Below are 15,369 nucleotides of genomic sequence, written 5' to 3'. Positions count from 1 at the left end.
GCCTGCAAGGTAAAACCTTATAGAGGTGTTACATTCTCAGCTTGAGGACCTTTTTGACCTTCACCAAGTTCAAAAGTTACCTTTTGACCTTCAGCTAAAGAAACACGACCTGGACCTGTTCTGTTTACTTGACGAAAGTGTACGAATACATCTTTTCCGCCATTTTCTTGTTGAATGAAACCATAACCTTTTTCTTCATTGAACCATTTAACTGATCCGTCTAGCAATTCTGCCATGTGTAGTACCTCTGTGGTAAAAATTCACTTCTTTTGGAAGTGGAGTCAAAATATAGGGAGAGTCGTTTGTCTAGCAGAATATACTATAGATGAACTCGCACACAAAAATCTTTCATCGAAAAGAATTATAACCTAAGTTTTAAATTTTTGTACATAAAAATAAAAACTTTATGTAAGTCGGGTTTAGGTCGATATGTATAGATTGAAAAAAGAAAAAGGATTTGTTATGCAAGTATCATCTAGCATGGGTGTTTTTAGCTCTACAAAAGAGATGTCGGCAATTAAGCCTCTTTTTACCGAAAAACTATCAAAAGATGAGGTTAAAGAGATTAGAGAGCAAATCAAGCAAAATGCAAATGCAGTTGCTTTTAATTCAGCTTCTATTCAAGGTACTATTGCCGGCGGGAATAATAACTTTAAGCAAGAGTATGATGATTTTCAAACTTTTCTCAAAGATATAGGTTATAACGGAAAGCCTATAGCCGAACTCTCAAAAAAAGAGGCAACTGAACTTGTCAGCGAAGACGGGTTTTTCGGTATAAATCAGACATCGCAGAGGATAGCCGACTTTGTTATAAACGGAGCGGGCAAAGATGAAGATAGATTTCGTGCAGGGCGTGAAGGAATGATTCAGGGATTTAAAGAGGCCGAGGAGATGTGGGGCGGAAAATTGCCTGAAATTTCTCAAAAAACCATGGACAGAGCTATCGAGATGGTAGATAAAGCAATGTATGATTTAGGTTTTTCTATATTAGATAAAGAGGTATGATGAAATATATTTTAAATGATGAGTATATAGAGCTTTATAAGCTTTTAAAAGTTTTAGATTTAGTTGACAGCGGAGCGGAAGCCAAACTTATAATTGCCGATGGACATGTAAGAAGAAACGATGAAGTTGAGCTAAGAAAAAGAGCCAAAATTCGCAGCGGCGATGTCATAGAAGTAGCGGATGTAGTTATAGAGGTTTGTTAACTATAATAGAATTTGGTTACTCTTCTATATAGTAACCGATTCCGGAGGCATTTTTTATAATGTCGGTCGGGAGTTTGTTTCTAAGTCTCCACACAAGTGTTCTTATGCTGTTTTCCGTAGCGCCGTGCTCTTTCCAAACATAGTCGATAGCTTGAGAAAAACTGATAGTATGTCCTACTTTTGCAACAAGAAGCCTAAAAATGGCACTCTCTTTTTTTGTAAGTTTGAGTTTTTCATTATTATAAAATATCTCATTTTTCGATATGTCGATATGATATGCATCCCCAAATTTAACAACAGGTTTATCTGCATCTCTTCTTGCGTAGAGCATTTTTTCTAAGCTCTGCTCATCTACTTTTGAATTGTTTAGTTCTGCGAATCTCTGATTTTCTACATCAAATTTAAAAATCGCCATTTGTATTGTTGCATGGAGTGAAGATGGATCAAACGGTTTTACAATATAGCCGTATGGTTCTGTTTTTATCGCTTCGGCTATTATCTCATCGTCGCTGTAAGAAGTCAAATATATAAAAGGTATCGCATAATGCTGTTTGATTGCTTTAGCTAACTCAATTCCGTCATTACTCTCTTGCAGGGAGATATCGATGATAATAACATCAGGTTTAAAGATGTCTATTTTTTCTTTTGCATCGGCGGCACTGTCGCATATTGAAATAATATTATAATCATATTTTTGTAGAGATAGTTTTAAGTTTAGTGCCGTTATCTCATCATCTTCAACAATGATAATAGTTTTTTTTTCCATGCCCAACCCTTAAAGTTTATTTATAATTATTTTATGACATTTATAGGTAATATCATTTTAATATAAGTTTTTTTAATTAAGAAGTTAAATTGTGACAATTGTGATAATTGTGATAATTTTGTTACAAAACTACACTAAAAGAGCGATTATTGAGTGAGTTTCCACCGCAAAATATGATTATCTCTAGCTGAACTAAATAGTTCGTTTTCATTTACAAACTTAATTTGATTAATAACATTTTTATGACCGATTAATCGGTCATACTTCGTTTTTGTTTTGGTATCGAAAAGTTGCAGTACATTTTCTTCACCGCTTGAGTATACACCGATTTTTCCGCTTGGGCTTATGCCTACGCAATAGACCAAAAAGTTGCTTTTAATGTGGTACGCTTCTTGATTAGATTGATAAACCCCGACTCTTTTATCTTGTCCCGCCGTGATTATGACGCCGTTGCTATAGGCGACTCTAAAAATATTATCTACATTTTGTGATGAATATTTTTTAATAATATTTGAATTTTTAACATCTATTATTTTTACCTCTCCGCTTTCATCACAAAAAATTATTTTTTCTTTGTCATCGCTTAGAGAGATATCTCCCATCGTACTTTGTGACACATTTGAGCGGTATAGATTATAGTTTTCGGATGTATCGTGTAAGATAATATCAGAATCAAGTGTTGCCAATATTATTTTTTCTTTATCTATAAATCTAGCTTTTTTAATGGTTAATTTTTTATTTTCATTTATTATCTGTTTTAGCATATTGTTTTCATATATCCAAACATTGCGATAACCGCTCTCTCCAATACTAAGAATCAGAACCTTGCCGTTTATATAATCTACGCTAAGTATATCCGCAGGGATAATTTTGTTCATAGAAGATGCAATCGGCGGAAGTGAAATTTGGTTTATTAATTTTGCCGTTTTTATGTCAAATATATCGACCGTTCCCATGTCGTTTCCGGCATATAATAGATTTTCATGCACAATAAAATCATTTACAAAACCGACAGAGTAAAAACGAGAGACAGGAGATATATCTTTTGCAAACGTTATCCCCATTAGTAGAAAAAAAAGTAAAAATATCTTTTGCAAAAGCTGCCTTTTTTTGAGATATTTTATACCACTATAGGTTAACACGATGTTAAAGAGGAACATAAAATGCTTTTTTGCAATTTTGCAGTTTTATTTTTAAAATTGATGAACATAATAAGCCGTTTTGAGGTAGAATAGTTAAATTGAAAAATTTTAAGGAGTTCAGAGAGTATGATCAAATTTTTTTGTGTATTATTATTTGGCTTGACCATAAGCGCTTCTGCTAGTATAAATAAAGAGCAGTTAAATAAACTCAATGTCGGTGCGTTGCTAGTTAAAGACATGACTTCCAATCAAATGCTTTATGCCAGAGAGGCGTTTAAAGAGCTAAAACCGGCTAGCCTTACAAAAGTAATGACTGCTTTGATTGCGATCGAGCAGGGAGATTTAAACCGTCCCGTGACGATTACGTATGAGATGATTCAAGTGGAACCTACCATTGCAGGATACAAACCTGGTGATGTTATCAGGCTGCGAGACCTAGTTACGGCGGCGATGGTGAAATCGGACAATGATGCTGCCAAATCAATTGCGATTGCCGTCGGAGGAACTGAAAAGCGCTTTGTTGAGATGATGAATGCCAAAGCTAAAGCATTAGGTATGAAGCATACTCACTTTGTAAATCCGTGTGGATTTGATAATAAAGAGCATTATTCAACACCGAGCGACCTTTTGAAAATGACAGAATATGCAATAAAGAATAAATACTTTAATGAAATCAGTAAGAAGAATCAACATACTTATTTTTCTCTAAATAATAATAAAAAGTTTTATGCGTACACGCATAACCGCCTTCTTAGTCGTTATGAATACGCTGTTGGGGTGAAGACGGGGTATACTTCTAAAGCAGGAGCGTGTTTAATCGCAAGAGCAAAGAAAAACGGTAGAGATTGTCTTATAGTAATGATGGATTCCAAAGAAGATCGTTGGAAAACTGCAAAACAAATTTTTGAGCAAGTTTTTGTGTCAAAATCATCTAAAAATGGGTAGTCAACCATTTTAGGACATTAAAGAGAGCAAAAGATAGCTCTCTTTAATACTGCAACTTAAAAATAAAATCCGCAATAAAATTTATGATACAAAACAGACTTAACCATAGACCTAGAAAAGTGCTTGGATACTAGGCATCCATTGAGGGCTATAAAATTTCATATAAAGTATTTTTAGTGAAATGAGTAGAAAGTTAGCTAGTGAATTTTAGGTGAAAATTGCACTTGATATTAGAATTGGCGCTTTATATAGGCGAATATTTTTATCGTCTATTTTAACGATAGTTATATTACTGCCCATATACTACATTAAATTTAGTATTTATCGCTTTTTGGATGAGATGCTCATTTACTTGGCTATTTTCCAAAAGCTTTTTTTCACCACTTGTAAGTGTTTTTGGCGGTGTCACAATTTGTATTTTTCCGCTTTTGTCTATATGCAGTGCCATAAAGGACTCCTTTTTAAATTTTTGTTATCGCCAATTCTAAAAATAATTTATTGAACAGTTCGGCGTAATGAAAAAAACGAGAGGCTGAATTATCATTTTTGGGTAATATCTAAGGGCACACTTTGGGCACAATAGGAAAATAAATCTTCTGAAATGCCGTGTTTTATGGGTTTTAAAAAGGGTGGCTCCGAATACTGGATTCGAACCAGTGGCCAAGTGATTAACAGTCACCTACTCTACCGCTGAGCTAATTCGGAATATTTTTAAGAGGGTGGAATTATACTTTATGATGTTTTAAAAGTCAAGCATTTTACGCTATTTTATCCGTTTTCGCTTCTCATTTTCATGTAAAATAAAAAATTCCAAATTTCCTACTCTTTTTTTGGTAATTTTAGACTCTTTTATAAGTATTTCAAGTCGTTTTTTGCTCTCTTCATCAAATAGCAGGTTGATATCTTCGGCAGTTAATGGTCTCTTGTCCAGCGTATTTAATATCTCTTCATCGGTATAGCCAGTATTATTTGGCTCTGCATGAACTCTTGAAGCTATATGAATAGGCAGGGAGCTCTCAAAGAGAAGTGAAGCATCATGAAGTTCTTTGTAGCTAAGACCACTTACGGGATAAGCAGGGGGTCTGTCAATAGTGCCTAAATCCACTCTTTCAACATGCAGTTTTAAAAGAACGCTATTTAGTTTTTCAATCTCCTCTTTCGTATCGTTGAGCCCATGAACAAAAAGTATTTCAATGAAGAGCTTGCCTTTATAAACATTGCTAAATTCAATTACTTTTTGAACTATTTTTTCAATATCTATATTTGTGTGCGGTCTATCAATTCTCTTAAAAACGCTCTCGCTTACCGCGTCAAGAGATAGTTTAACTTGGTCGAGTTTTAAGAGTGAGTTAAAAACTTTTTCATCAACTAATGTTGAGCTGTTTGTCAGTATAAGAGTTTGGGTACCGTTTTTGATTTTGTTTAATTCATCGATTAGTTCGTCTAAGTATGGATAGAGGGTTGGCTCGCCGTTTGCGGTTATGGTTATAACATCTATATGGTTGTTTAAATGCTCTTTTAGTTCACTGATAATCGTAGATACTTCTACTATATTTTTTTGCTCATCCGTCGTCGCACTAGGGGCTAGTTCACAGTATAGGCAGTCAAAATTACACTGTTTTAGGGCAGGGGAGAGGTCTATACCCAAAGAAGAACCGAATCTTCTTGAGTTTATAGGTCCAAAAATCGTCTTCACTTATTTTTTGCTAACTCTGTGGCATTCGCTAATAAAATGTTTCGCGTTTTCTACCGGTACATCAGGTAAAATTCCATGCCCTAAGTTGAATATATGTCTTTTGCCGCCCATGATATTTTGAAGTGCTTCTACGCACTGCGTCGTTGACTCTTTAGAGTATAGTCTGCACGGCTCCATATTTCCTTGAAGTACATACTCATCACCAAGCTTCTCTTTTGCAAGAGCCATAGGAGTCGACCAATCTACGCCGAATACATCAAAGTTTCCATACACTTTGTCTAAAAATGCAGGTATGCCTTTTGGGAACATTATAATCGGGATGTGCGGGTATTTTGCTTTAAGATAATCGGCAATTTCTACCATGTATTTCCAAGAAAATTCATCATATTTTGCAGGTTCAATTGCAGCAGCCCATGAGTCAAATATCTGAACGACATCGATTCCCGCTTCTATCTGTTTTTCCATGTACAGCTTTACAACTTCCGTTACTTTTGCGAGTATTTTATGCAAAAGTTCAGGATTTGAGTACATCATCTTTTTACAGATATTGTATGTTTTTGTACCCTCTCCCTCTATCATATATGTTGCAAGCGTCCACGGTGCACCCGTAAAACCGATTAGAGCTTTATCATCTGCTAGTTGCTCTTTGATAATTTTTATGGTCTCATAAACATAAGTAAGTTTCGACGCTGCCTCATCGCCACCCAAAAGAGCATCAATATCAGCCTCTGTTTTGATGGGCTTTTCAAAAACAGGTCCCTCTCCAACGAGAAAATCAAGCTTCATGCCCATCTCATTTGGAACAACTAAGATATCGCTAAATAGAATTGCTGCGTCTACACCGACAATATCGACAGGCTGAAGTGTAACCTCTGCGGCAAGTTTTGGATTGTGGCATAGGTTTAAAAAGTTTCCGGCTTGTTTTCTTACTTCCATATACTCAGGAAGATAGCGACCTGCTTGACGCATCATCCAAACAGGGGTATAGGGAGTCTCTTTGCCAAAACATGCATCTACAAATATTTTACTCATTTTAATCCTTAAAATAGTTTATTTTTTTAATTCTAAATTAGTGTGCTTTTCCGACTTTGCTTAAAAAGAAAAGACCAACCGCAATCGCTGCAATAGAAAGAGCAAGATATAGTAAATCTAGAGCACTGTTATATGCCGTGTGTCCGACTTTTTGAAAAAATCCGACAACCAAGACCATCACGATTACTTTAGATATTTTATCTTTTAGCTGATCTAGCGAGTGTACTGCAAGGAGTTGATTCTCTTTTCCCTCTTCATCTTTTGCAGGGTCGATTTCAGAGATAAAAAGTTCATACAAACCGAAAGAGAAGATTACCATTACGACACCGATTAGGTACAAATCAACTGCACCTATAATCCCGCCGATAACCTCTTCGTGGAAATTTTCAGGATGAACATGTGTAAGATATGTGTTTATTACATAGACTGCAGTCTCATATACATCAAAACTGGCAACGACAAAGAGTAAGATAGCACCGATGAGACCAAAAATTACGGCGAGAATTATTACAAATCTTGAACTCCATAGACCGTTTTCAAAAACTTCTTCTAACAAATTCACTTTTCTTCCTTCATTTCTACCCATTTTTGAGCTATGCGAACGGCATTTGTAGCGGCACCTACTCTTAGATTATCGGCAACGATAAAGAGATGAAGCATATTTTTAGAGAAGTTGTCATTTCTGATTCGCCCTACAAAAGTTTCATTCTTTTCTAAACAAACCGAAGGCATCGGATAGATAGATTCCATAGGAGTATCTAAAATAACAAGGTTTGGAGCTTTTCTTAAAATCTCTCTAGCTTCATCTGCACAAACTTCATTTGCAAATGTAAGAGTAAGAGCTTCTGCATGACCGCGAAGAGTCGGTACGCGAACACAAGTTGCACTTAGAGGAATTTGTTTGTGCATAATTTTTGTAGTCTCATTTACCATTTTCATCTCTTCTTTAGTATATCCATTTTCTAAAAAAGTATCTATTTGAGGGATTACATTTAGAGCAATTTGGTGCTTAAATGCCTTATGTGCACTCTCGCTTAATTTAAAGCTGAAAAAATCTTTCATTTGATTAACTAACTCTTCCATAGCTCTTTTTCCGGCCCCTGATGTTGCTTGATATGTGCTTACATCGACTCTAACTAGACCATAAACTTCATCTAGCGGTTTAAGTGCTTGAACCATTTGAATAGTAGAACAGTTTGGATTTGCGATAATTCCCGACTTTTTCCATTTTGCAATATCTTCAGGGTTTACTTCAGGAACAACAAGAGGAATGTTCTCATCCATTCTAAAGTGCGATGTGTTATCAATTACAACGGCACCGGCTCTAACAGCTGAGGGTGCAAACTGGGCACTCACGCTTCCGCCTGCCGAAAAGAGTGCAATCTCAACATCCTCTTCTTCAAAAACAGTGTCAGTCAGTTCTTTTATAACTATATCTTTGCCGCCAAATTCTACCGTGTTTCCTGCACTTCTAGAACTAGCCAAAGGAACTAGTTTATTGATAGGAAAGTTAACTTCATGCAAAATTGCCAATATCTCTTCTCCAACCGCTCCGTTTGCTCCAACTACCGCTACATTATATTTCTTTGACATTTCCTACTCCTTACAGTTCATAAATTTTTATTTTTTTAACTAAGTTTGATTTGCTCATACCTAGCACTTCCGATGCTTTGTCAACATCACCGCTCTCGGAATTTAGGACTTTTTGTATAAGTTCTCTTTCCATAGTTGCAATATCTTTTTCTTTAGTCAATCCTCGATGTTCTAAAAATAGCTCTTGAGGCGTTATTTCATCACTGTCACTTAATATTACAGCTCTCTCAACAACAGAGATGAGCTCTCTTATGTTTCCCGGCCAGTTATAAGACAAAAGTTGTTTTTGCGCCTCATTTGAAAAATTTTTTAAAGTAAAACCGTATTTTTTACAATTTTGCTCTAAAACTTTTTGTGCAATCTGTAAAATTTCATCTTTTCTTTCTCTAAGAGGCGGAATGTTTAGAGGTATCGTATTTAAACGATAGTACAAATCCTCTCTAAAGGTACCGTTTTTTATCTTATCAATTAAATTTGCATTTGTTGCAGAAATAACTCTTATATCAATCTTTATGCCCTTTGTCGAGCCGAGCCTTCGTACTTCTTTTTCTTGAATAGCTCGAAGGAGCTTAGCTTGAACGCCATAAGGCATCTCACCTATCTCATCTAAAAAAAGCGTTCCGCCGTTTGCTAGTTCAAATTGTCCGATTTTAGCTTCACCGGCATCGGTAAAAGCACCTTTTTCAAATCCAAACAGCTCACTCTCTATGAGATTGTCCGGAATTGCCGCCATATTTATCGCAACAAAAGGCTTTTTTGCTCTAGATGAGTTTTCGTGTATATAAGCGGCGAAAATCTCTTTACCGACGCCGCTCTCACCTAAGAGCAAAATGCCGGCATCTGTTTTAGCAGCTTTGTTAGCAATATTAAGAGCTGCTTCCAACGCTTTTGATGTGCCTAAAAAACTGCTCAAACCGTTTTTATCACTACTTTGCGTAATAGTTTTTTTTACTTTTTGTATTTTATCTTCTCTTTTGATAGCAGCTATAAGCGTATCTACATCAAAAGGTTTTAGTAAAAAGTCTTTTACGCCCAGATGAATAGACTCAATAGCTCTTTGCAGAGTTGCATTTCCGGTCATTATGATAACTTCAAATTTGCCATTTAGCGTTTTTACAAACTCTATACCATCCATACCAGGCATATTTATATCAGTAATAATCAAATCAAAACTATCATCAATGCTCTTAAGTGCATCTTTTGCATTTTTGAATGTTTTTACTTCAAACTCTTTATAGTCGCTCATTGCGATTTCAAGAGATTTTCTCATATTGATATCATCTTCAACTATTGCAATTTTCACGAAGAACCTTAGAGTTTGGGTATCTGACACTCTTATTTTAAAGGTGCAATTTTAACAAAATTATCATTAAAATCGACTTTGAAGCAAGTTGTTTTAAGCACTAGCGTAGTTGTTGAAGAGTTTTTTAAATTTATTGTTGTCTCTTTATGTTCTAGATGAAGTCCAAGCTTGTGTATGAAGTCGATAAATTCCTCGGAATTTTCAGAGATAATTTTTTTTAAATCTTTGCTGTCACTCTTGCTAAAAACCAACTCATCATACGGCTTGCCACGGCATTTTGTCATAGCCTCTGAAATAAGCAGTGTTTCATTGTAAAGCATAATATCTTCAATTATATATTTGTAGGAGATAAGATACTCGCTTGCATGAAGTGCAAGTGAGTTAAATATTATTATTGAGCAAAGTCTGAGTGAGAAATCATTATTTCCATCTCTACTTCGCATAATCCCTCTTTAAAAGTTGTTTCAACAATATTTGCATTTTTTACCATAGCCTGAACATAAGTTCGTACTGTTGATTTTTGAATCATCATATTTTTGATTGTGTCTTGTCCATCGATACGAACACCTTTAACTTTCTCTGCTATTGATCTGTATGCATCTGCGATTGCCGCTCTTTTTGCAAGAGCATAAGCTTGAGCGGGAGAAGAGGTGTTCATAGGTGCAACGCCTTGTCCAACAACTGAAATATGCATAGAACTATTCTTTTTTAAAAGTTCTTCTTCAGCTTTTATTGAAGCGAATGCTTCCTCTTTTTGGGCTTTTGCCTGAGCAAGTTCTTCTCTTATTTGAGCCGCTTCAGCTCTTACTTTTTTAAGCTCAACATTTGTTTGTTCTACAGTAGTAGCATCTCGCTCAGATGCAAAAAGTGATGAAACACTTAAAAGCAGTGCAAGCAGTGCGGAATATCTCATTGTTTGTCCCTTGACATGATTTTATTAACTAGTTTAAGCAACTATTATTCCAACTCATTTGATTCAAAAAGAGAATCATCATCTTCTTCATCTTCGATTGGCTGTTTCGGACAACGAGAAACACTTGCTACATCATCCCCTTTTACTATGTAAACACCGCTTGTGTTTCTGCTTGACTTTGAGATTGTTTGCATATCTACTCTTATCATTTTGCCGGCTTTTGTAAGTGCCATCATATCCATGCTTTCATCAACCATCAAACATCCGACAACAAATTTTCCGGTTTTAGCGGTCATCTTCATAGCAATAACGCCGGAACCGCCGCGATTTGTTAAGCGATACTCGCCTGCATCGGTTCGTTTTCCGATACCCTTTTCGCTTACCACTAAAATCTCTTGATCATCATTAGCAATAATGTCTGCATCTACAACCACATCATCTGCATGTTTAAACTTGATACCTCTGACACCTCTTGTATTTCTACCTTGATCACGAGTTTTTTCCATATCAAATTTTATACATTGAGACATTTTAGTCATTATAAAAAGATATTTTATACTCTGATCTGCAATTTTTGCCGTTATGATAGAGTCGTCATCGTCAAGTAAAATAGCCTTAACACCGTTACTTCTAATATTTGAAAACTCACTTAGATTTGTTCTCTTTACAACACCTTTTTTAGTAAAGAATACCAAAGATTTCTCTTCGCTAAAATCTGTTGTCGGGTTGATTGATTGGATTTGCTCATCTGCTACAAGATTAAGCAGGTTTACAACCGCTTTACCTTTAGCTATTCTGCTTCCTTCAGGAATTTTATAAACTTTTAGCCAGTGAAGCTGTCCGCGGTCAGTTACAAAAAGTAGCGTATCATGCGTGTTGCATGTAAAGAATCTCTCTATAAAGTCATCTTCATAGGTTGTGACGGCAATTTTTCCTTTACCGCCTCTTTTTTGTTTTTCATACTGTACGAGAGGAACTCTTTTTATATAGCCTCTGTGAGTAATAGTTACAACCATCGGCTCATTAGGGATGAGATCTTCAACATCAATATCGTCATAATCATCTTCGATTTCTGTTCTTCTGCTATCCGTATAGATAGAGAGGATTTCATCAAATTCTTGATCTATGATACCGTGAAGTATCTCTTCGCTTTTTAGGATAGATTCTAGGTAAGTGATGAGTTCAAGAAGTTCACGAAGTTCATTTTCTATTTTCTCGCGCTCTAACCCTGTAAGCCTTCCAAGGCGCATATCTACGATACTTTGCGCTTGAAGCATGCTAAAATCAAACTCTGAAACTAGGTTGTCTCTTGCTTCTTCAATGTTTTTACTAGATTTTATAACTCTAATGATTTCATCAATAATATCAAGAGCTTTTTTTAGACCTTCTAAGATATGCGCTCTAGCTTTTGCTTTTTCAAGATCAAAAATAGTACGACGAATAATAATAGTTTTGCGGTGATTTATAAAGTGCTTTAATATGTCAATTATCCCAAAAACTCTCGGTTCTTGGTTTAAAATAGATAGCATAATGATACCAAAAGTAGTTTGCATACTTGTCTGCTTGAAAAGGTTATTTAAAACTATTTCGCTCATTGCATCTTTTTTTAGCTCAATAACGACACGGATACCGTCACGGTCGGATTCATCGCGAATCTCTGAAATACCGTCTATCATTTTATCTTTTACTAAGTCTGCAATATTTTCAATCAGACGAGCTTTGTTTACTTGATACGGCAATTCGTCGATTACGATGACATCTTTATTGCCTTTTTTCTCTATATGAGTTTTGGCACGAACTTTTATACGGCCGCGACCGGTTGCATATGCATCCATAATCCCTTTTTTACCGAATATTGTTCCGCCTGTCGGGAAATCAGGTGCTTTTATATGCTCCATAAGTTCAAAAAGCTCTATATTCGGGTTTGCCAAAAGTGCTTTTAAACCGTTCATAATCTCGGTAGGATTATGCGGAGGAATATTTGTTGCCATACCGACTGCAATACCCGATGAGCCGTTTATAAGAAGATTAGGTACGCGAGTAGGCATAACATCCGGTTCTTTTGTGGTACCGTCGTAGTTGTCTATCATATTAACAGTATTTTTTTCTAAATCTTTTAAAAGTTCTCCGGCATATTTCGTCATTCTAGCTTCGGTATAACGCATAGCAGCAGCACTATCGCCGTCAACTGAACCAAAGTTTCCTTGACCGTCAACTAACTGCATTCTCATAGAGAAGTCTTGAGCCATACGAACAAGTGCATCGTAAACGGCTGTATCGCCGTGTGGGTGGTATTGACCGATAACGTCACCGACGATACGGGCTGATTTTTTAAATTTTGCTCCTGCCGAGAGGCTTAATTTATCCATAGCATAAAGAATTCTTCTGTGAACTGGTTTAAGTCCGTCGCGAACATCAGGCAGAGCACGTCCTACGATTACGCTCATAGAGTAATCAAGGTAGCTGTTTTGAAGAGATTCTTCAATATTTATAGTTTGTATATTATCGTTGTTTAGCAAATTGCCCATATATAACACCTACTAGAAAATAAAATTTTTCGATAGTATCCAAAAACGCCTTAAGCTTTATGAAAACGGCTAAAAAAAAGATAATTTTACTGATGTTTACCTCAAAAAATTATATTGATTAAAAATTAATCAATATTTTGTTTATAGTGAAGTTTTTATATGTATAATTTTGAGTAGATTAGCTATAAAAGGATGAAAGATGAAGAGGTTTTTACTTAGTTTGTTAGCTCTACCGTCTTTGGCGTTTGCCGAAGATCTGCTAAGTAGCGGCAATACCGCTTGGATGCTTGTTGCTACCGCTTTTGTTATGCTTATGACACCTGCGGGACTAGCACTGTTTTACGGAGGTTTAACTCGCAGTAAGAATGTGCTAAATACTATAGGTATGAGTTTAGGCGCTTATGCGGTCGGTACTTTGGTATGGGTTTTAGTAGGCTACTCTATAGCATTCGGGGACGGTGATATTATCGGAAGCGGTAAGGTTTTACTTTCGGGAATTACATCGGATACTTTAAAGGGAACTATTCCTGAACTTCTGTTTGTAACATTTCAGGGAACTTTTGCTGCTATCGCGGTTGCAATTGCAAGCGGTTCTATGATAGAGAGGGTTAAATTTTCTACATATATGGTTTTTGCGGCTTTATGGATTGTCGCGGTTTATGCACCTGTAGCACATTGGGCTTGGGGCGGCGGTTCATCGCTTAACTTTGGAGAGATGGACTTTGCAGGCGGAACGGTTGTTCACTTAAATGCAGGTATAGCAGGTTTTGTAGTTGCAATGATACTTGGACGCAGAAGAGATTACGGCAAAGCGGCAATTAAACCGTTCTCACCGGTATTGGTTTCACTCGGTGCGGCGCTTTTATGGTTCGGTTGGTTCGGGTTTAATGCAGGTTCAGCACTGGCTGCGGACGGTATAGCTTCATCTACATTTTTAGTTACAAATGTTGCCGCATCCCTTGGTGTAATCGGTTGGATTATGGTAGAGTGGTTTGTTTATAAAAAAGCGACGATTATAGGCGGAGCTTCGGGAGCCGTTGCAGGCTTGGTCGCTATTACTCCGGCATCGGGAACTGCGGGTGTCGAGGGTGCAATTATTATAGGTTTAATCGGCGGAGCTTTAGGTTTTATCGGCGTGGCTAAACTAAAAACTATGTTTAAAGTGGATGATTCATTGGATGCGTTTTGGATCCATGGTTTGGTAGGAATCTGGGGTTCGATTGCAACTGCAATATTTATTGCACCTTATGCGATGATAGAGAACTATAGTATGGCTTCACAGTTGGCAAGTCAACTAAAAGCAATCGGATTAACAACTGTTTATAGCGCTATTGCAACTGCGGTTATTTATTTTATAGCTTCAGCAATAACAGGCGGCGGCAGAGTTGACGATGAGAGCGAAAACAGAGGTCTTGACGAAACAATTCACGGCGAAAAAGCAATAAATCTGTAAAAATCTAATTGCAAAACATTATTTGTTTTGCATATCTGCCTCGAAAGAGGCAAGCTTTAGTGCCAAAGCGGCTAGCGTAGCAAAAATGGGCTTTGCTCATTTTGCGTATAAATGATATGTTTTGCATATCTGCCTCGAAAGAGGCAAGCTTTAGTGCCAAAGCGGCCAGCGTAGCAAAAATGGGCTTTGCTCATTTTGCGTATAAATGATATGTTTTGCATATCTGCCTCGAAAGAGGCAAGCTTTAGTGCCAAAGCGGCCAGCGTAGCAAAAATGGGCTTTGCTCATTTTGCGTATAAACAAAGTAGTTTGCTTTAAAGCATAAAAATGGTTACAATTTTAAACTTAATTTGGAGATATTATTATGAAAAGAGTAGAAGCGGTTATTAAACCATTTAAATTAGAAGATGTTAAGGATGCATTGGCAGAGATAGGAATTACCGGTATGACGGTAAGTGAAGTAAAAGGTTACGGTCGTCAAAAAGGTCATAGCGAACTTTACCGCGGTGCCGAATATGTTGTAGATTTTTTACCTAAAATCAAAATGGAAATGGTAGTGGATGATGAGAATGTAGATCAGGTGATTAACACAATCGTAGAGGCTGCAAGAACCGGTAAAATAGGTGACGGTAAAATTTTTGTCAGCGATATTGAAAAAATCATCCGTATTCGTACTGGCGAGACAGATAGCGAAGCGATATAATAATTTAACTTTTTTATTAGAGTTCTTGCAGAACTCAATTTACACGCAAAAGGAACAAAGTTCCTTTTGCTACGCTAGCAGCACGGG

17 protein-coding genes and 1 tRNA gene are annotated in these 15,369 nt (G+C 36.5%); 5 read left to right on the top strand and 13 right to left on the bottom strand.

Annotation, left to right across the window (positions count from 1 at the left end; genetic code table 11):
• Nucleotides 1-17: 17 nt before the first annotated feature.
• On the bottom strand, nucleotides 18-236 hold the full coding sequence (locus tag PHQ93_RS03740) for a cold-shock protein (RefSeq protein ID WP_294878387.1): 219 nt from the start codon (nucleotides 234-236) through the stop codon (nucleotides 18-20).
• A gap of 226 nt (nucleotides 237-462) precedes the next feature.
• On the opposite strand from PHQ93_RS03740, the gene PHQ93_RS03735 reads away from it, so the two are divergent.
• Nucleotides 463-1,005 (top strand): hypothetical protein, encoded by a 543-nt coding sequence (locus tag PHQ93_RS03735; protein WP_299941019.1) that lies wholly within the window; start codon nucleotides 463-465, stop codon nucleotides 1,003-1,005.
• The gene (locus tag PHQ93_RS03730; protein WP_299941018.1) at nucleotides 1,005-1,208 is read left to right on the top strand and encodes an RNA-binding S4 domain-containing protein; all 204 of its coding nucleotides are present in this window, start codon (nucleotides 1,005-1,007) and stop codon (nucleotides 1,206-1,208) included. The genes PHQ93_RS03735 and PHQ93_RS03730 overlap by 1 nt, the downstream gene beginning before the upstream one ends.
• A gap of 16 nt (nucleotides 1,209-1,224) precedes the next feature.
• Here the strand turns inward: PHQ93_RS03730 and PHQ93_RS03725 are convergent, their stop codons facing one another.
• Nucleotides 1,225-1,974: a response regulator gene (locus PHQ93_RS03725; protein ID WP_299941017.1), complete on the bottom strand. Its 750-nt coding sequence runs from the start codon at nucleotides 1,972-1,974 to the stop codon at nucleotides 1,225-1,227.
• A gap of 146 nt (nucleotides 1,975-2,120) precedes the next feature.
• On the bottom strand, nucleotides 2,121-3,071 hold the full coding sequence (locus PHQ93_RS03720) for a nitrate reductase (RefSeq protein ID WP_299941016.1): 951 nt from the start codon (nucleotides 3,069-3,071) through the stop codon (nucleotides 2,121-2,123).
• 171 nt (nucleotides 3,072-3,242) lie between these two features.
• Here PHQ93_RS03720 and PHQ93_RS03715 point away from each other — a divergent pair, with 171 nt between their 5' ends.
• Complete coding sequence (locus tag PHQ93_RS03715; RefSeq protein ID WP_299941015.1) at nucleotides 3,243-4,061, top strand: D-alanyl-D-alanine carboxypeptidase family protein; 819 nt, start codon at nucleotides 3,243-3,245, stop codon at nucleotides 4,059-4,061.
• A gap of 289 nt (nucleotides 4,062-4,350) precedes the next feature.
• On the opposite strand, the gene PHQ93_RS03710 is transcribed toward PHQ93_RS03715, so the two are convergent.
• The 10 genes from PHQ93_RS03710 to gyrA form a co-directional block, all read right to left on the bottom strand.
• On the bottom strand, nucleotides 4,351-4,509 hold the full coding sequence (locus PHQ93_RS03710; protein WP_299941014.1) for a hypothetical protein: 159 nt from the start codon (nucleotides 4,507-4,509) through the stop codon (nucleotides 4,351-4,353).
• A 182-nt stretch (nucleotides 4,510-4,691) separates the two neighbouring features.
• Nucleotides 4,692-4,766: transfer RNA gene (locus tag PHQ93_RS03705), tRNA-Asn, on the bottom strand.
• A 58-nt stretch (nucleotides 4,767-4,824) separates the two neighbouring features.
• Nucleotides 4,825-5,757 (bottom strand): radical SAM protein, encoded by a 933-nt coding sequence (locus PHQ93_RS03700; RefSeq protein ID WP_299941013.1) that lies wholly within the window; start codon nucleotides 5,755-5,757, stop codon nucleotides 4,825-4,827.
• Nucleotides 5,758-6,789, bottom strand: coding sequence for a uroporphyrinogen decarboxylase (hemE, locus tag PHQ93_RS03695; RefSeq protein WP_299941012.1), 1,032 nt, complete (start codon nucleotides 6,787-6,789; stop codon nucleotides 5,758-5,760).
• Between the two features lie 37 nt (nucleotides 6,790-6,826).
• A complete protein-coding gene (locus tag PHQ93_RS03690; RefSeq protein ID WP_299941452.1) occupies nucleotides 6,827-7,345 on the bottom strand; it encodes a YqhA family protein in 519 nt (172 codons plus the stop codon).
• A gap of 2 nt (nucleotides 7,346-7,347) precedes the next feature.
• On the bottom strand, nucleotides 7,348-8,382 hold the full coding sequence (locus PHQ93_RS03685) for an aspartate-semialdehyde dehydrogenase (protein WP_299941011.1): 1,035 nt from the start codon (nucleotides 8,380-8,382) through the stop codon (nucleotides 7,348-7,350).
• A 10-nt stretch (nucleotides 8,383-8,392) separates the two neighbouring features.
• A complete protein-coding gene (locus PHQ93_RS03680) occupies nucleotides 8,393-9,685 on the bottom strand; it encodes a sigma-54 dependent transcriptional regulator (protein ID WP_299941010.1) in 1,293 nt (430 codons plus the stop codon).
• A 32-nt stretch (nucleotides 9,686-9,717) separates the two neighbouring features.
• The gene (locus tag PHQ93_RS03675) at nucleotides 9,718-10,128 is read right to left on the bottom strand and encodes a hypothetical protein (RefSeq protein ID WP_299941009.1); all 411 of its coding nucleotides are present in this window, start codon (nucleotides 10,126-10,128) and stop codon (nucleotides 9,718-9,720) included.
• Complete coding sequence (locus PHQ93_RS03670; protein ID WP_299941008.1) at nucleotides 10,077-10,598, bottom strand: LPP20 family lipoprotein; 522 nt, start codon at nucleotides 10,596-10,598, stop codon at nucleotides 10,077-10,079. Before PHQ93_RS03670 ends, PHQ93_RS03675 begins: the two co-directional genes overlap by 52 nt.
• Before the next feature lie 44 nt (nucleotides 10,599-10,642).
• Nucleotides 10,643-13,126 carry a DNA gyrase subunit A gene (gyrA, locus tag PHQ93_RS03665; RefSeq protein WP_299941005.1) on the bottom strand — a complete coding sequence of 828 codons (2,484 nt, stop codon included), beginning with the start codon at nucleotides 13,124-13,126 and terminating at the stop codon, nucleotides 10,643-10,645.
• A 199-nt stretch (nucleotides 13,127-13,325) separates the two neighbouring features.
• Between gyrA and PHQ93_RS03660 the strand changes: the two genes are divergently transcribed.
• Together PHQ93_RS03660 and PHQ93_RS03655 are read left to right on the top strand one after the other, a co-directional pair.
• A complete protein-coding gene (locus PHQ93_RS03660; protein ID WP_299941003.1) occupies nucleotides 13,326-14,579 on the top strand; it encodes an ammonium transporter in 1,254 nt (417 codons plus the stop codon).
• Nucleotides 14,580-14,943: 364 nt separating this feature from the next.
• A complete protein-coding gene (locus PHQ93_RS03655; protein WP_299916085.1) occupies nucleotides 14,944-15,282 on the top strand; it encodes a P-II family nitrogen regulator in 339 nt (112 codons plus the stop codon).
• Nucleotides 15,283-15,369: the final 87 nt, after the last annotated feature.

The sequence above is a fragment of the Sulfurimonas sp. genome, assembly GCF_028714975.1.
In the GTDB taxonomy this organism is placed as follows: Bacteria; Campylobacterota; Campylobacteria; order Campylobacterales; family Sulfurimonadaceae; genus Sulfurimonas.
This window is presented reverse-complemented; position numbering and strand designations above follow the sequence as displayed.

Coding starts and splice junctions, on each gene's coding strand:
- PHQ93_RS03740 (WP_294878387.1), bottom strand. CDS start 236: ATGGCAGAATTGCTAGACGGATCAGTTAAATGGTTCAATGAAGAAAAA.
- PHQ93_RS03735 (WP_299941019.1), top strand. CDS start 463: ATGCAAGTATCATCTAGCATGGGTGTTTTTAGCTCTACAAAAGAGATG.
- PHQ93_RS03730 (WP_299941018.1), top strand. CDS start 1,005: ATGAAATATATTTTAAATGATGAGTATATAGAGCTTTATAAGCTTTTA.
- PHQ93_RS03725 (WP_299941017.1), bottom strand. CDS start 1,974: ATGGAAAAAAAAACTATTATCATTGTTGAAGATGATGAGATAACGGCA.
- PHQ93_RS03715 (WP_299941015.1), top strand. CDS start 3,243: ATGATCAAATTTTTTTGTGTATTATTATTTGGCTTGACCATAAGCGCT.
- PHQ93_RS03710 (WP_299941014.1), bottom strand. CDS start 4,509: ATGGCACTGCATATAGACAAAAGCGGAAAAATACAAATTGTGACACCG.
- hemE (WP_299941012.1), bottom strand. CDS start 6,789: ATGAGTAAAATATTTGTAGATGCATGTTTTGGCAAAGAGACTCCCTAT.
- PHQ93_RS03685 (WP_299941011.1), bottom strand. CDS start 8,382: ATGTCAAAGAAATATAATGTAGCGGTAGTTGGAGCAAACGGAGCGGTT.
- PHQ93_RS03675 (WP_299941009.1), bottom strand. CDS start 10,128: ATGCGAAGTAGAGATGGAAATAATGATTTCTCACTCAGACTTTGCTCA.
- PHQ93_RS03670 (WP_299941008.1), bottom strand. CDS start 10,598: ATGAGATATTCCGCACTGCTTGCACTGCTTTTAAGTGTTTCATCACTT.
- gyrA (WP_299941005.1), bottom strand. CDS start 13,126: ATGGGCAATTTGCTAAACAACGATAATATACAAACTATAAATATTGAA.
- PHQ93_RS03660 (WP_299941003.1), top strand. CDS start 13,326: ATGAAGAGGTTTTTACTTAGTTTGTTAGCTCTACCGTCTTTGGCGTTT.
- PHQ93_RS03655 (WP_299916085.1), top strand. CDS start 14,944: ATGAAAAGAGTAGAAGCGGTTATTAAACCATTTAAATTAGAAGATGTT.